The 13,565-nt window shown below is 74.8% G+C and carries 11 protein-coding genes; 4 read left to right on the top strand and 7 right to left on the bottom strand.

Annotated elements, in window-relative coordinates; genetic code table 11:
• Positions 1-87: 87 nt before the first annotated feature.
• Positions 88-588, top strand: coding sequence for an ATP-binding protein (locus ACN6LM_RS29345; RefSeq protein WP_445068403.1), 501 nt, complete (start codon positions 88-90; stop codon positions 586-588).
• Between the two features lie 143 nt (positions 589-731).
• Here ACN6LM_RS29345 and ACN6LM_RS29340 read toward each other — a convergent pair whose 3' ends face one another.
• Positions 732-968, bottom strand: a complete 237-nt coding sequence (locus ACN6LM_RS29340) for a DUF397 domain-containing protein (protein ID WP_018102227.1) — start codon at positions 966-968, stop codon at positions 732-734.
• A gap of 249 nt (positions 969-1,217) precedes the next feature.
• On the opposite strand from ACN6LM_RS29340, the gene ACN6LM_RS29335 reads away from it, so the two are divergent.
• Complete coding sequence (locus ACN6LM_RS29335) at positions 1,218-1,733, top strand: hypothetical protein (RefSeq protein WP_445068402.1); 516 nt, start codon at positions 1,218-1,220, stop codon at positions 1,731-1,733.
• Between the two features lie 18 nt (positions 1,734-1,751).
• Here the strand turns inward: ACN6LM_RS29335 and ACN6LM_RS29330 are convergent, their stop codons facing one another.
• Together ACN6LM_RS29330 and ACN6LM_RS29325 are read right to left on the bottom strand one after the other, a co-directional pair.
• A complete protein-coding gene (locus ACN6LM_RS29330) occupies positions 1,752-3,887 on the bottom strand; it encodes an FUSC family protein (RefSeq protein WP_445068401.1) in 2,136 nt (711 codons plus the stop codon).
• A 68-nt stretch (positions 3,888-3,955) separates the two neighbouring features.
• On the bottom strand, positions 3,956-5,113 hold the full coding sequence (locus ACN6LM_RS29325; RefSeq protein ID WP_445068400.1) for a DUF2786 domain-containing protein: 1,158 nt from the start codon (positions 5,111-5,113) through the stop codon (positions 3,956-3,958).
• A gap of 118 nt (positions 5,114-5,231) precedes the next feature.
• On the opposite strand from ACN6LM_RS29325, the gene ACN6LM_RS29320 reads away from it, so the two are divergent.
• Complete coding sequence (locus ACN6LM_RS29320) at positions 5,232-6,917, top strand: bifunctional 3'-5' exonuclease/DNA polymerase (protein WP_445068399.1); 1,686 nt, start codon at positions 5,232-5,234, stop codon at positions 6,915-6,917.
• Positions 6,918-7,041: 124 nt separating this feature from the next.
• Here the strand turns inward: ACN6LM_RS29320 and ACN6LM_RS29315 are convergent, their stop codons facing one another.
• The gene (locus ACN6LM_RS29315; RefSeq protein ID WP_445068398.1) at positions 7,042-7,914 is read right to left on the bottom strand and encodes a dioxygenase family protein; all 873 of its coding nucleotides are present in this window, start codon (positions 7,912-7,914) and stop codon (positions 7,042-7,044) included.
• Between the two features lie 120 nt (positions 7,915-8,034).
• A complete protein-coding gene (locus ACN6LM_RS29310) occupies positions 8,035-9,393 on the bottom strand; it encodes an alpha-lytic protease prodomain-containing protein (RefSeq protein WP_445068415.1) in 1,359 nt (452 codons plus the stop codon).
• Positions 9,394-9,612: 219 nt separating this feature from the next.
• Here ACN6LM_RS29310 and ACN6LM_RS29305 point away from each other — a divergent pair, with 219 nt between their 5' ends.
• On the top strand, positions 9,613-10,296 hold the full coding sequence (locus tag ACN6LM_RS29305) for a phosphotransferase (protein WP_445068397.1): 684 nt from the start codon (positions 9,613-9,615) through the stop codon (positions 10,294-10,296).
• 6 nt (positions 10,297-10,302) lie between these two features.
• Here the strand turns inward: ACN6LM_RS29305 and ACN6LM_RS29300 are convergent, their stop codons facing one another.
• Together ACN6LM_RS29300 and ACN6LM_RS29295 are read right to left on the bottom strand one after the other, a co-directional pair.
• Complete coding sequence (locus ACN6LM_RS29300) at positions 10,303-12,756, bottom strand: FtsX-like permease family protein (RefSeq protein ID WP_445068396.1); 2,454 nt, start codon at positions 12,754-12,756, stop codon at positions 10,303-10,305.
• A complete protein-coding gene (locus ACN6LM_RS29295; protein ID WP_445068395.1) occupies positions 12,750-13,484 on the bottom strand; it encodes an ABC transporter ATP-binding protein in 735 nt (244 codons plus the stop codon). Before ACN6LM_RS29295 ends, ACN6LM_RS29300 begins: the two co-directional genes overlap by 7 nt.
• Between the last annotated feature and the right edge of the window lie 81 nt (positions 13,485-13,565).

Raw genomic sequence — 13,565 nt, 5'->3', positions numbered from 1 at the left:
TTCGTGTTGTGCCGCTGTCGCCGGTACGCAGTACCGGTCCAGCCGCGATTTCCGGGAGTGCCTCGCATGGGGACGAATGGATCGACGATGCTCGAGCCGTTACGGCAGGGGCTTCCCCCCATCGATCCCTCGGCCGTCTCCGGATCGGCCATCTGCACCCTGCCGCCGCGCTACGAAGCGGTCGGCGGCGCACGGCAGTTCACCCGGTCCACCCTGGGCGGATGGGGCCTGAGCGAGCGCTTCGACGACGTCGCGCTCGTCGTCTCCGAACTGGTCACCAACGCGCTGCGGCACGCCCTGCCGGCCGACGCCCCGCGCGAGCCCCAGGAGCCGCCCGTGCGGCTGCACCTGATGCGCTGGACCTCGCGGCTGGTGTGCGCGGTGCGCGATCCGAGCCACGCGAGCCCGGTCGCCTCCGAGGCGCCGGACTCCGCCGAGTCGGGGCGGGGCCTGTTCCTGGTGGAGTCCTTCAGCGACTGCTGGGGGTGGCACCCCTCTCCCGTACTCACCACCGAGAGCACGCCGGGCACGGCGGCTTCCCGAGGCAAGGTCGTCTGGGCACTGTTCAGACTGACCGACCCGGTGTGACGGGGGCGGCGCGACCGGCCGGCGCACCGCGTGGCACACCGCCCGAGGGCTGAACACCGCTGGATTCCGGCGGGGTTCGGCCCTCTGTGGTGTACGGGGCGGGCGCACGGGCCTCGGCGTACGGGAACGCTCCCGCCGGGCCGTCAGCCCACGAGGTGGTCGAACTCGCCGTCCTTGACGCCGAGCAGCAACGCCTCTATCTCGGCCGGCGTGTAGACCAGCGCCGGCCCGTCCGGGTGGCGTGAATTGCGCATCGCCACATCTCCGTCGGGCAGTTTCGCGAACTCCACGCAGGAACCCTGGGAGTTGCTGTGTCTGCTCTTCTGCCAGACGACTCCGCGAAGCTCTGTGGCCGCCATGCCGTTGTACACGTGGTGCACAGGACGCTCCCCGAGTTGCAAGGTGCAAGTGTCAACTGTCCCGGATCATAGCTGTGTTCAATTTCTGGTGCATGAGCGGATGCACGGGCGGATGCACGTGCACGCGGGGTGGTGCCGTGATTACAGTTCCTGCCGATGAAGACGTATGAGCGGCTGCTCCGGCTCCCGATTCCGGGAGTTGACTTCTCGGCAGCCCTTGCGACCCGCTGGTAGCTTGGATGGCCATTCGTCTTCCAGGGGGAATTCCACATGTACAAAATCGCACGTACCGGCGCAGTCCTCGCCGCCGGTCTGCTGACCGCGCTGGCGCTCACCGGTTGCGGAAGCGACGGCGACAAGGGCGACTCGGGCAAGGACTCCGGGCCGAGCGCCGGCCCCACGCCGGACGGGAGCGGCGACGCGTCCTCGGAGCCGGACTCCGGCACCGGCGGCGACGCGAAGGCGCTGGAGGGTGCCTGGACCGGCCAGACCGAGGGCAAGCCGGTGGTGCTGTCCGTCGTCGCCGGGAAGGCCGTCGTCGTCGCCGAGTCCCACGTCTGCACGGGCACCGTGGCGGACATGGGCAAGCCGATGCTGGAGCTGAAGTGTGCCGACGGGGACACCGCCCGGACCATGGGGGCCGTCGAGTCCAACGACGGCAAGACCGTCGTGATCTCGTGGGACGCCGGGGCGAAGGACACCCTGAAGAAGACCGACCCGGGCTCGCTGGAGAGCGTCCCCGGCCTCTCCGACCTCCCCGACGTCCCGGACCTGCCGGCGTCGTGACGCCGTAACGCCGCGGGGTTACGAGGTCAGTCCCCGCGAGAAGTCCTCCAGCGCGTCGAGGAGCAGCGCGATGTTGTTGCGGACGAGTCCGGTACCGGCGGGGGGCGGCGCCCCGGCCTCCGCCGCCTCCTCGCGCGCCCGGCACTCCGCCTCCCAGCGCTCCAGCGCCTCCCGCACCGGTGTCCAGTCCGGCACCCGTCGCTCCCGCACCGCCTTGGCGCCCCGGTCGGTGGCGCGGCGCAGCGCGTCGGCCAGCGCGGCGGCCCCCGGCACGGGCGTGGCCCCGCTGCGCGGGATGTGGGCCTCCAGGAGCATCGCGATCCGGCCGAGCTGGGCCAGGGTGTGCTGGGTCGCGTCGGCGGCGGCGTGCGAGAGGCCCCGGTGGCGCACCGGTTCGTGCCGGGCCGTCGCCACCGCCTCCTGCCAGGCGACCCGGGCCTCGCGGGTGGCGAGGAGGGCCTGCCGCACATCTCCCTGGCCGCGTTCGGCCGGGTCCGCGTACTGGTCGACGACCGCAGCCGCGTACCGGCCGTCCGCCCTCAGCCAGTCGCCGAGCCGGGTCCGCAGCCGCGGGGTCTCCCAGGCCGGGTAGACGGCGTACGAGATCATCGCCAGGAGCCCGCCGCCGAGGGTGAGGAGCACCCGCTCGAACACGGTCTGGCCCAGGTCGTCGCCGGCCATGCCGAGCAGGAAGACGACGTACGCGCCGACGCACGCCTGGGCGACCGCGTATCCGGTCCGCATGAGCAGGTACATCAGCAGGGCGCAGACCACGGCGAGGGCGGCGAGCGGCCCGGTGCCCGGGTGCCCGGCCTCCACGATCGCGGAGGCGAGGAACACGCCGACGAGGGTGCCGCCGAACCGGGCCACCGCGCGGGAGTACGTCTGGGAGAACTCCGGCCGCATCACCATCACCGCCGCCATGGGCGCCCAGTAGCCGTGGCCGAGCGGCAGCAGGCGGCCCAGGAGGTAGCCGACCGTGGCGACGGCGGCGAGCCGGATCGCGTGCCGCAGGATCGGGGAACCGTGGTGCGCCTCGCGGCGCATGGCCCTGAGGATGACCGGGGCGAGGCGCAGCAGTCCGGGGCGCCGGTGGTGTTCGACGGGCGGCCGGGTGTCCTTGATGGCGTCGGCGGCCTCCTCGGCCCCGGCCCGCTCCTCCTTGGTGCCGTCGCCCTCGGCCGCCTCGATGACGTCGGAGAGCAGGGCGGCGAGCCGGTCGGCGGCGCGCAGCGGCGGGCCGGTGAGCAGTGCCCCGGTGTCGGGCGTCTTCAGCGCGGCGACGGCCGCCGCGGGCAGCTTGACCGGGTCGCCCTTGCGGATCGCCCGGGCGGCCGCGTCGAGCAGCGAGCCGGCGGCGGCCAGCAGCTCGCGGACGCGGTCGCGCTCGGGGCCCTCGGCGGGCACGCCCATGGCCGGGTCGGCGAGCGAGGCCAGCACCGGCCTGATGCGCTCGGCGACCCCGCGTGAGCCGTGCAGTTCGGCGGGGCGGCGGCGGGCCTCGCGGGCGGTGACGGCGGCGGCCCGGCGGGCGAGCATCAGCGGCACCGGGTCGAAGTGGGCGACCGGGTCGTGGCGCAGCCGCCGGGCGTAGTCGGCCTCGGCGGCCAGCGCGTCGGCGAGCGCGTCGCGCTGCGCGCCCCATCTGCGGATCGGGAAGAGCACGATCAGCGCCGCCTGGACGACCCCGCCGAACATGATCATCGCGCCGTGCAGGGCCGCCTGCGCGACGGAGGTCGGCAGCGTGATCGTGACGAGCATGATCGCGACGTTGGACGCGGCGATGATGCCCCCGGTCGGGCCCGCCGCCCAGGCGAGCCCGGCGAGGAAGGTCCAGGTGACCAGGAGGAGCAGGAAGAGCAGGAGATGGGCGCCCGTCACATAGCCGAGGAAGGTGGAGATCCCGAGGCTGACGCCGGAGACCAGGGCGAGGACGGGGCGGGGGCGCCAGCTGCGCTGGAAGGTGGCGATGGCCGCCTGGAACGCGCCGAACGCGGAGCTGGCGGCGACCACAGGACCGAACAGCGCGAGACCGACCCCGATGACCAGGGCGAGCCCGGCCGCACCGCGCACCGCGATCAGCGGTTCGAGGCGCCGCCGCTCGATCTTCAGGCCGGAGCGGGCGGTCTCCTTCAGCGCCCGGAGCCAGCTCATGTGCCGAGCCTAACCGGAATCACCGTTTTGCCCGACTTGTAGGGAACAGGGGTCTGCCTGGTGGTCACTCAGCCCCTGATGCCCCGGGTCTCCCCGCTCATCCGGGCCCGGTCCGCCGCCTCCGTGCCGTGTGTCCAGCCGTCCAGGTCCGTCGCGCCCCTGACCCGGGTGGTCGTGGTGCGGGGGAACATCTGCTCGGCGGTCTCGGTGACCGCCAGGTCGCGGGCGGCCAGCACCGGGAGCAGTGCGCCGCCAGTGGTCGTACCGCTCTCCGCCTCGGCCGTGGCGCGGGCGGTGCCGTCGGCGAGACGACTGCCCAGGCGCTGGGCGTAGGCCATCAGGAAGGACTGACGGAATGTCTTGGTCCGCTTGCGCCCGCCGGCCCGCTGGCCCGCTTCGGCGCGGGTCATCGCGGCCGTGCCCTGGACGAGCAGCGAGGTGTGGAGCAGTTCGACGGCCTCCAGGTCCGCCTCGAAGCCGACGACCGTGGTGAAGCCCAGGTCGCTGTTCCACACGGCCCGGCAGCGGTTCGCCGAGGCCACCGCGTCGAGCAGGATCGCTTTGGCCGTCTCGTACGGGGCGTCCACGCCGATCCGGCAGGCTCCGGGGGTGCGGTCGCCGTGCGTACGGGCGGCGAGCAGGGCCTCGTCGATGCTGTGCCGGGCCATCAGCTCCTGCGCCTTGGTGGTCAGGGCCTCCGCCTCCTCCGGGTAGCCGGTCGCCTCCGCCTTCGCGAGCAGGGCGCGGATGCGGGTCAGCATGCGGGGCTCCCCGGCGGCGGGCGCCCGGGTCAGGGCCTCGCGCGCCGCGCCCGGCGGGGGCCCGACGGGCTCGACGGCCGGGAGGGCGAGCAGCAGGCGGTAGAGGGCGAGGAGCGCGGAGGCGTACGAGAACCGGTCGGGCCGGCCCGCCGGCGGCGCCGCCGGCAGCTCGTCCAGCTGGGACCGCCAGCGCGGCGGCAGCTCCGGGTAGCGGCGGACCTCGGAGGCGATGAGCCCGGCGGCCAGGCCCGCCGCGTGCTCGTCCAGCTCGCGGCGGACGAGGCGGACGACGTCGGCGGGCAGCCAGCCCCGCTCCCAGGCGCGGCGGACGAACTCCTCGCCCCGGCGCACCAGCTCCGCGTCGGCCTTCGGGGCGGCGGCGAGCAGCGAGGCGCCGGTGTCGAGACCGGCGTCGCCCTCCGCGTAGAGGGCGGCCGCGAACGCCTGGTCGATCACCGTTTCCATGAGGTCAGGGTAGGCGTGCGCCCCCTGCGGACCGTCGTCCACAGGCTGTGGATACCGAACGCTCGCGCGAAACGCGGGCTCCCGGCCGTTGTCAGTGCCGGGTGCCAGACTCGGCCGTATGACCGAACGCTGGGCGCTGGCCGTCACGGAGGGCGGGGGCGCGCGCCTCGCCCCGCTGGACCGCTCCGGCCTGCCGGCGGGCCCGGTCCTGACCGAGCCGGACCTCGCGGAGGCGGTCCGCTCCCGGCCGGACGTCGCCCGCTGGGTGTGGCGCTCGACGGCCGAGGTCTACCCCCGCCTGCTGGCCGCCGGGGTGCGGGTCGAGCGGGCCTACGACGTGGAGGCCGCCGAGTCGCTGCTCCTCGGCCACGAGGGCAGGCTCGGCGAGCCCCGCTCGGCCGCCGCCGCGCTCGCCCGGCTGCGGGGCGGCCCGGTGCCATCCGACCCGCCGCCCCGGTCCGCCGAGCCCGGTTCCCAGTCGTCCCTGTTCGAGCCCCCCTCCGGCCCCGAGCTGCCGTTCGACGCGCTGGCCGAGGTGTACGCGGCACAGCTCGCGCGCCACGGGGCGACGGACCGGCCGGAGCGGATGCGGCTGCTGACGGCCGCCGAGTCGGCGGGGATGCTGGTCGCCGCCGAGATGAACCGGACGGGCCTGCCCTGGCGGGCCGACGTCCACCGCGAGCTGCTGCGCGAACTGCTCGGCGAGCGGTACGCGGGCGGCGGCGAGCCCCGCCGCCTCGCCGAGCTGGCCGACGAGGTGTCCGCCGCCTTCGGCCGCCGGGTGCGCCCGGATCTGCCCGCCGACGTGGTGCGGGCGTTCGCGCAGGCCGGGATCAAGGTCCGCTCGACGCGCCGCTGGGAGCTGGAGTCCCTTGACCACCCGGCGGTCCGGCCGCTCGTCCAGTACAAGAAGCTGTACCGGATCTGGACCGCGCACGGCTGGAGCTGGCTCCAGGACTGGGTGCGCGACGGCCGCTTCCGCCCCGAGTACCAGCCGGGCGGCACGGTCACCGGGCGCTGGACGACCAACGGCGGCGGGGCGCTCCAGATCCCCAAGGTGATCCGGCGGGCCGTCGTCGCGGACGAGGGGTGGCGCCTCGTCGTCGCGGACGCCGCCCAGATGGAGCCGAGGGTACTGGCCGCGATCTCCCGCGACCCCGGCCTGATGGAGGTCGCGGGCCACGAGGGCGACCTCTACACCGCGCTGTCCGACCGCGCCTTCCACGGCGACCGCGACCACGCCAAGATCGCGCTGCTCGGTGCCGTCTACGGGCAGACGTCCGGGGACGGCCTGAAGAATCTGGCGGCCCTGCGCCGCAGGTTCCCGCACGCGGTCGCCTATGTGGACGACGCCGCGAAGGCGGGCGAGGAGGGCCGCCTCGTCCGCACGTGGCTCGGCCGGACCAGTCCGCCGGCGGCCGGTCACGGGGAGGACGAGGAGGCGGGCATCCCGCAGGAGGAGGACGGGGCCCGCGCGGAGTACACGCCCGGTTACGCCTCGACGGACGCGAGGGCGCGCGGCCGGTTCACGCGGAACTTCGTGGTCCAGGGCAGCGCGGCGGAGTGGGCGCTGCTGCTCCTGGCGGCCCTGCGCCGGGCGCTCGCCGCCGCCGGGCTCCGGGCCGAGCTGGTCTTCTTCCAGCACGACGAGGTGATCGTGCACTGCCCGCTCGCGGAGACGGACGCGGTCCTGGCGGCGCTCCGGGAGGCCGCCGAGGTGGCCGGCCGGACGGCCTTCGGGGACACGCCGGTGCGCTTCCCGTTCACCACGGCGGTGGTGGAGCGCTACTCGGACGCGAAGTGAGGGAGACAGCTCGGTGGCCCGAGCCGAACCCCCTCCGGCCCGGGCCGTGCGCCTTACGCGCCCCGGGGAGAGAGCCCGGGGCGCGCGGCGCGGCGGTTACGGCCGCCTTCCGCCGGTCTGCTGTCTACCCGCGTTCCCACAACGCGGGGACATTCGGCGGCTCCCAGCCGGTCAGGGCGGTGTGAGCCTGCAGACAGCGGTAGGCGACCCCGCCGTATGTGACGCGGTCTCCCGCGGTGTAGGCCGTCCCGGCCGCCCAGGTGCCGCCCGGTTCGGTCGGCGGGTCGGTCGGGTCGGTGGGGGGATCGGTCGGGTCCGTGGGGTCCTGGGCGACGTCGAGGACGAAGTCGAAGGTGCCCTCCTTGCCGGAGCCGACCGCCCGGACGTTCATCAGCAGCGCCGCGTCGTACAGCATGTCGGTGCTGTTGCGCGGCTCGCCCGGGAAGTACAGCTGCGTGGTGAGGATGCCCGAGCTGGGGGCCTGGGCCTTCACATGGATGTGCCGGGTGCGGCCGGGGTAGAGGCCGGGCACGATCGTGGTGAGCGTGAACGCGCCGTTCCGGTCGGTGAACTGGTGGCCTCGGAAGGCGTAACCGCTCATGTCGTACGCGCCGTTGGTGTCGGCCTGCCAGAAGTCGAGCAGCACACCGGGGATGGGGCGGCACTCGCGCCCGAAGACGTAACCGCTGACGGTGAGCGGGACACCGGGCGTCGACGCGGTCACCAGGCTGGTGCGGAGCGGGGAGTTGGGCTTGAAGTACGGGCCCTCGATCTGGTCGTGCGTCGGCTCGTCGCCGTCGTCGCAGTCCGGGGTCGGGGCGAGCGGCCGACCGGTGTTCCCGGCGTCGCGCGCCAGCGCCACCCCGCCGCCCGCGAACAGCGGTACGGCGGTGGCCACGAGCGCCGCCTTGAGGAGGGACTTGCGGCTGATCGCGGGGCCGCCCGCGGCGTCGGCGGTGGGTTCGGGTGCGGAGGACTCGGGGGTCGTGGGGGGCATGGCTGACGGACTCCTCGGGATGGTGGGGAAGGGCACGTGCGCGGTGCGGGGGCCCGGGGCGGTGTCGCCCCCCCCGGGCCCGTTCCTCGGTCGCCTGAGGGGCGGGGGAGTTACGGGGCGTTACACGGCCTGCCACAGGGCCGGGACGTTCGGCGGGGTCCAGCCGGGCTGCGCCAGGTGGCCCTGGAGGCAGCGGTAGCTCGCCGAGCCGTACGTCACGACGTCACCGGCCGCGTAGGTGGTGCCGGCCGCCCAGGTGCCGCCCGGGTTGGTCGGCGGGTCGGTCGGGTCGGGCGGGGTGGTGGAGCCGTTGGTGACCAGGGTCAGCCCGTACGCCTGGAGCGCCGGGTTCAGCGGCTGGAAGTACGTCACGCCGCCCTGCGAGCAGTTGCCGGTGCCGCCGGAGGTGACGCCCTGGGCCTGGCTGCCCGAGATGAACGAGCCGCCGGAGTCGCCGGGTTCGGCGCAGACGTTGGTCCGGGTAACCCCGGAGACGGTGCCCTCCTGGTAGGTGACGCTGCTGTTGCGCTGCTGGACCGTGCCGCAGTGCCAGCCCGTCGTGGAGCCGGACCGGCAGACCGACGAGCCCTCGATCGCCTCGGTGGAGCCGGTGACCGTCACGTCGCCGTTGCCGTAGCCGTTGACCAGCGGGCGCGGCGTCCAGTTGGTGTTGGTGGCGACCCAGGAGTAGTCGCGGCCGGGGAAGGTGGAGCCCTGGAAGGATCCCTGGGCCTGCTGGTTGTAGCCGCTGGTGGAGACGCCCGGCGTGCCGCAGTGCCCGGCGCTGACGAAGCCGCCCTGGGTGCCGCGCTTGACGGGGAAGCCGATGGAGCAGCGGCCCGAGCCGTTCATGTAGTACGCGTCGCCGCCGCGCAGGTCCGTGAAGGTGCGGGGCTGCTCGGTGGACCGGGCGACGGTCACCCGGTCCCGGGAGACGCCGGCCTTCGTGAGGAACGCGTCGGCGGCGGACGCCTTCCCGGCCTGGACGACGACGCGGTTGGTGCGTACGTCGACGTACCAGGCGGGCACGTCCTTCGGCGCGGTGCGCAGCGCGACCCGGTCCAGCGCGGCCTTGGCGGCGTCGAGTTCGGCGAGGCTGTGGTCGACGACCTCGGCGCGGGCGCCAGCCTTCGTGATGCGCGCGGCGTCCGAGGCGTCGGTGGTGGCGACGGTCAGGTCCGCGTCGTCACCGCTGACCCGGGCGCCGGCGAACCGGTCGCCGAGCGAGTACCGGAGCCCGGCGGTGAGGGCGGCGGCGCGCGACTCGCCGGCGATGCGGCCACGGGCCTCGGTGGCGGTGAGTCCGAGGTCCCGCTGCATGGCCTTCAGCAGGCCGGGCGAGAGGGGGGCGGAGTCCGCCGCGGGGGTGGGGGCGGCGGAGGCGGGATCGGCGGACGCGGTGCCGGTCAGCCCGGCGAGGGCGAGCGCGCCGACGGCCACGGTGGCGGTACACGCGGCCAGGGCCCGCCTGCGGAGCATGGATCTCTCCACGGAACTCTCCTTGACTTCAGGGGAATCGCTTCGGAGGAATCGCTTCGGGGAATTGCTCGGGGGAAGCGTTTCGGGGGAATCGCCGCCAAGGTAGCCGCGTACACGTCACCTTCAGGAGATCCCGTCCGCCCCATCGCACCGCGTTATGGGGCGGACGGGTCCGGGCCCGAACTCCCTTTGTATACGGGGCCCGAGTAGGTTCCCCTCATGCGAATAGGCCAACTGCTGGGCAGCGGACGCAACGCGGACGTGTACGAGCTGGGCGAGGCGTGGGTGCTGCGGCGCTACCGCGACGGGATGGACGCCTCCCGGGAACTGCCCGTCATGTCCTACCTGTCCGCCTCCGGTTACCCGGTGCCCCGGCTGGGCCCGCAGTCGCCTTCCGCCGGTCCCGGCGATCTGGTCCTCCAGCGCCTGCACGGCCCGACCATGCTGGAGTCCCTGATGTCCGGAGCGACGGACGCCGATGAGGGCGCCCGCGTCCTGACCGGGCTCCTCGCCGAGCTGCACTCCGTCCCCGCCAGGCTCTCGCCCGACCCCGAGGACCGGGTGCTCCACCTGGACCTGCACCCGGACAACGTGGTGCTGACGGCGGACGGGCCCGTGGTCATCGACTGGAGCAACACCGAGGAAGGTCCGCCCGCCCTCGACCGGGCCATGTCGGCGCTGATCCTGGCGCAGGTGGCGGTGGACCCCGCCCACCCGGCGGCGGACGGGGCCCGGGAACTGGTGACCGCCCTGGTGCCGCGTCTGGCCGCCGACGACGGCATCCCCGCCTCCCACCTCGCCGACGCGGCCGCCCGGCGCACCCTCAACCCGACGATGAGCCCGGCCGAGGCAGCCCTGATCGGCGAAGCGGCGGCCCTGGTCACCGCCCTCTCCGGCCGGTAGCGCGTCCTACTCCCGTGCCCCGGCGAGCTCCACCGGCCGGGTGCGCAGGGCGACGGCGGCGGGCAGCGCGGCGAACACCACCGCGAGCGCCGCGCTCACCGCGACCACCGACCCGACCGCCTCCCACGGCACGACGACCGCCGCCCCCGGGACGTCGAGTCGGCCGAGCGCGGCCCGTACGCCGAGCAGGTTCACCGCGGCCACCGCCCCGCCGAGCCCCGCGCCCACCGCGACCACGGCCAGCGCCTCCGCCCCGGCCAGCCGCAGGACCTGGGCCTTGGTCGCTCCGGCGAGGCGCAGCACGGCGAAGTCACGGACCCGGTCCGCCGTGGCCATGACCTGGGTGTTGGCGAGGGCGATCCCCGTGTAGACCAGGGCGATGGCGAGGATCATCAGGAGACCGGTCCGGGTGGAGCCGCCACCCTTCACGAGGGTCGCGGCCCACTCCTCACGGGTCAGCACCTCGGTGCCGGTCGCCCGCCCGGCCTCGCTCAGCCCGCGCCCGACGGTTTGCCGGTCGGCCCCGGCGCGTACGGCGATCCCGACACGGTCGACGGGGGCGCCGGCAGCGTTGCGAGGGGTGAGGTAGACGCCGTTGTCGCCGGTGCCGACGGCGAGCACGGCCGCGATGCGCAGAGTGACCTCGCGGCCGTCGCCGAGCCAGACGCGGACGCGGGCACCGACCCGGTGCTCGGCCCACTCCTCGTTGACGACGATCGAGCGGTCGTCCAGGTCGGCGAGCCGGCCGGCGACCACGGGCAGCGCGGAGACGGTGGCGGCGTCGGCCGGGTCCACGGCCCGGGCGTCGGAGCGGATGAGGGCGGTGCCCTCTTCGAGCACGGTGACCGAGGTGGCGCGCGAGGCGCTGACCCGGGCGCCCGGGACGCGGCGGGCGCGGTCCATGAACGCCTGGGAGACACCCGCGTGTTCGCCCAAGGCCAGGAAGTCCGCCGTGACCTGGCCGCGTGCCTCGGCCGCCTTGGCCGCGTCGATGGTGGCCTTGGTACCCATCAGCGAGGCGGCCAGGGCCACGGTGACGAGCACGGGCGCGGCGACGGCGGCCGTCCGGCGCAGCCCGGCCGACGCGTTCTCCCGGACCAGGAGGCCGGTGGCGGCCGGCAGCCGGGCGGGCACCCAGGTCAGGAGGCGGATCGCGGGGCGCACCAGTACGGGGGCGAAGAGGGCGCATCCGACGATCAGGAGCATCGGCTGCGTGGTGTACGTCTTGCGCTTGAGGAGCCCCGCCGGGTCCTGGACGAGCCCGAGCACCACCAGTACCGCCCCGGTGAGCAGGACGGCGGCGCCCAGCGCCACCCGTACCGGCGGCATCGTGCCGCTGTCCACGGCGGCATCGCGCAGCGCCTCGGCCGGGCGGACCCGTCCGGCGCGGTGCGCGGCGGCGACCGCTCCGGCAAGGGCGACCGCGAGGCCGGTCCAGAAGGCGGTGTGCAGCGGCCAGTTCTGTTCCCCGATGGTGAACCACCGCGGTGCCAGGCCCTCCTGGACCATCCAGGACGCGAGCCGCGGCGCTCCGGAGAGCCCCAGCCGGCAGCCGGCAGCCGAGGCGAGGAGGCCGACGAGCGCGGCCTCCGCGTACACCAGGCGGCGCACCTGGCCGGGCGTCGCGCCCGCCATGCGCAGCAGGCCGAACTCGCGGCGGCGCTGGGCCACGGCGAAGGAGAACGTCGAGGCGACGACGAACACGGAGACGAAGGCGGTGATGCCGGCGGCCGTGCCCAGCAGGGCGTTGACCGAGACCAGGGCCTGGGCGTCCCGGTCCGGGTCGGGATCGGCCCTGCGCCGCTCGTCGCCGGTGAGGACGGCCAGACCGGAACCGGCGCGCACGGCCGCGCGGACCTTCGCAGGGGCGGCGTGCACCACGACGGCGTCGATGTCCGGGGAGAGCCGGGCGGCGTCCGCCTCGGTGAAGAACACGGCGTGCTCGAAGGAAGCGGGCCGCACGGTCCCGGTCACCGTCCAACGCCCCCTGCCCGCAGGCGTGGTGAGGGCGATCCGGTCCCCGACGGCCCCCTCCCCCGCCGCGACCACGACCTCGCCGGACGCGGCGGGCGCACGCCCGGAGAGCAGCCGGTACGGGGTCGCGGGGGCGACCGGCCAGGGGTGCCCGACCGCATCGCCGCCCGACACCGTGAACGACCGGTCCACCGCCGTGTGCCCCAGCCCCGCGAGCCGGGCGGCGACCTCCGCCGGGACGGGCCGGGGATCGGTGAGCTTCTGCGTACGGACGCCGATCGACGTGCGTACGCGCACCTGGTCGGCACCCCTCACCACGACCGGTGCCGCGGCAAAGCGTTCCGGCGCCTGGTCCGGACCGTCGAAGGTGGCGGCGAGGGCCAGCCCCGTCGTGGCGATGATTCCCACGCCGAGGGCCAGCGCGAGGAAGGAGCCGGCGAGGGTGACCCAGCGGGTCCGTATGCCCTGGAGCACGAGCTTCAGCACGGGACGGCCCCCATCCGCGTCATCCGGGCCGCGATCTCCTCGGCCGCCGGGGCGTGCAGCTCGTCGCGCACCGTGCCGTCCGCGAGGAACAGCACCCGGTCCGCGTAGGAGGCGGCGACCGGGTCGTGGGTCACCATGATCACGGTCTGGCCGCCGTCCGCCATGGCCCGGAGCAGGGCCAGGACCTCGCGGCCGGTCGTGGAGTCCAGCGCACCGGTGGGCTCGTCGCCGAAGAGCACGTCGGGCCGGGTGATCAGGGCGCGGGCCAGCGCCACCCGCTGCTGCTGTCCGCCCGACAGCTCGCCGGGGCGGTGCCCGGCGCGCCCGGCGAGGCCCACCCGGTCCAGGACGCCGAGGACGTCGGCGCGCTTGGGGCGGCGGCCGGCGAGCCGGAGCGGCAGGGCCACGTTCTGCTCGGCGGTCAGCGCGGGGAGCAGGTTGAACGCCTGGAAGACAAAGCCGATGCGGCTGCGTCGGAGGAGGGTCAGCCGACGCTCGCTCAGCCCGGTCAGCTCCGTGTCGCCCAGGAACACCTGGCCCGCGGTGGGCCGGTCGAGGCCGGCGGTGCACTGGAGCAAGGTGGACTTGCCGGAGCCGGAGGGGCCCATGACCGCCGTGAAGGAGCCCCGGGGGATGTCGAGGCTGACCGCGTCGAGCGCGGTCACGGCACCGGATCTGCCGGCGTAGGACCGGGTGACCGAGCGGAGTCGTACGGCTGCGTTTCTCATGCCCTCAGCCAACCGCCGCCGCACGCGCGGCACATCGCAGCGGTTTCCACTCTTGAGGTGGAGCTGCCTCCACCTCAAGAG

It is taken from the genome of Streptomyces sp. SAS_281, assembly GCF_052542855.1.
Note: the sequence above shows the minus strand (reverse complement) of the source record. Positions and strands in the feature narration are given on the sequence as shown.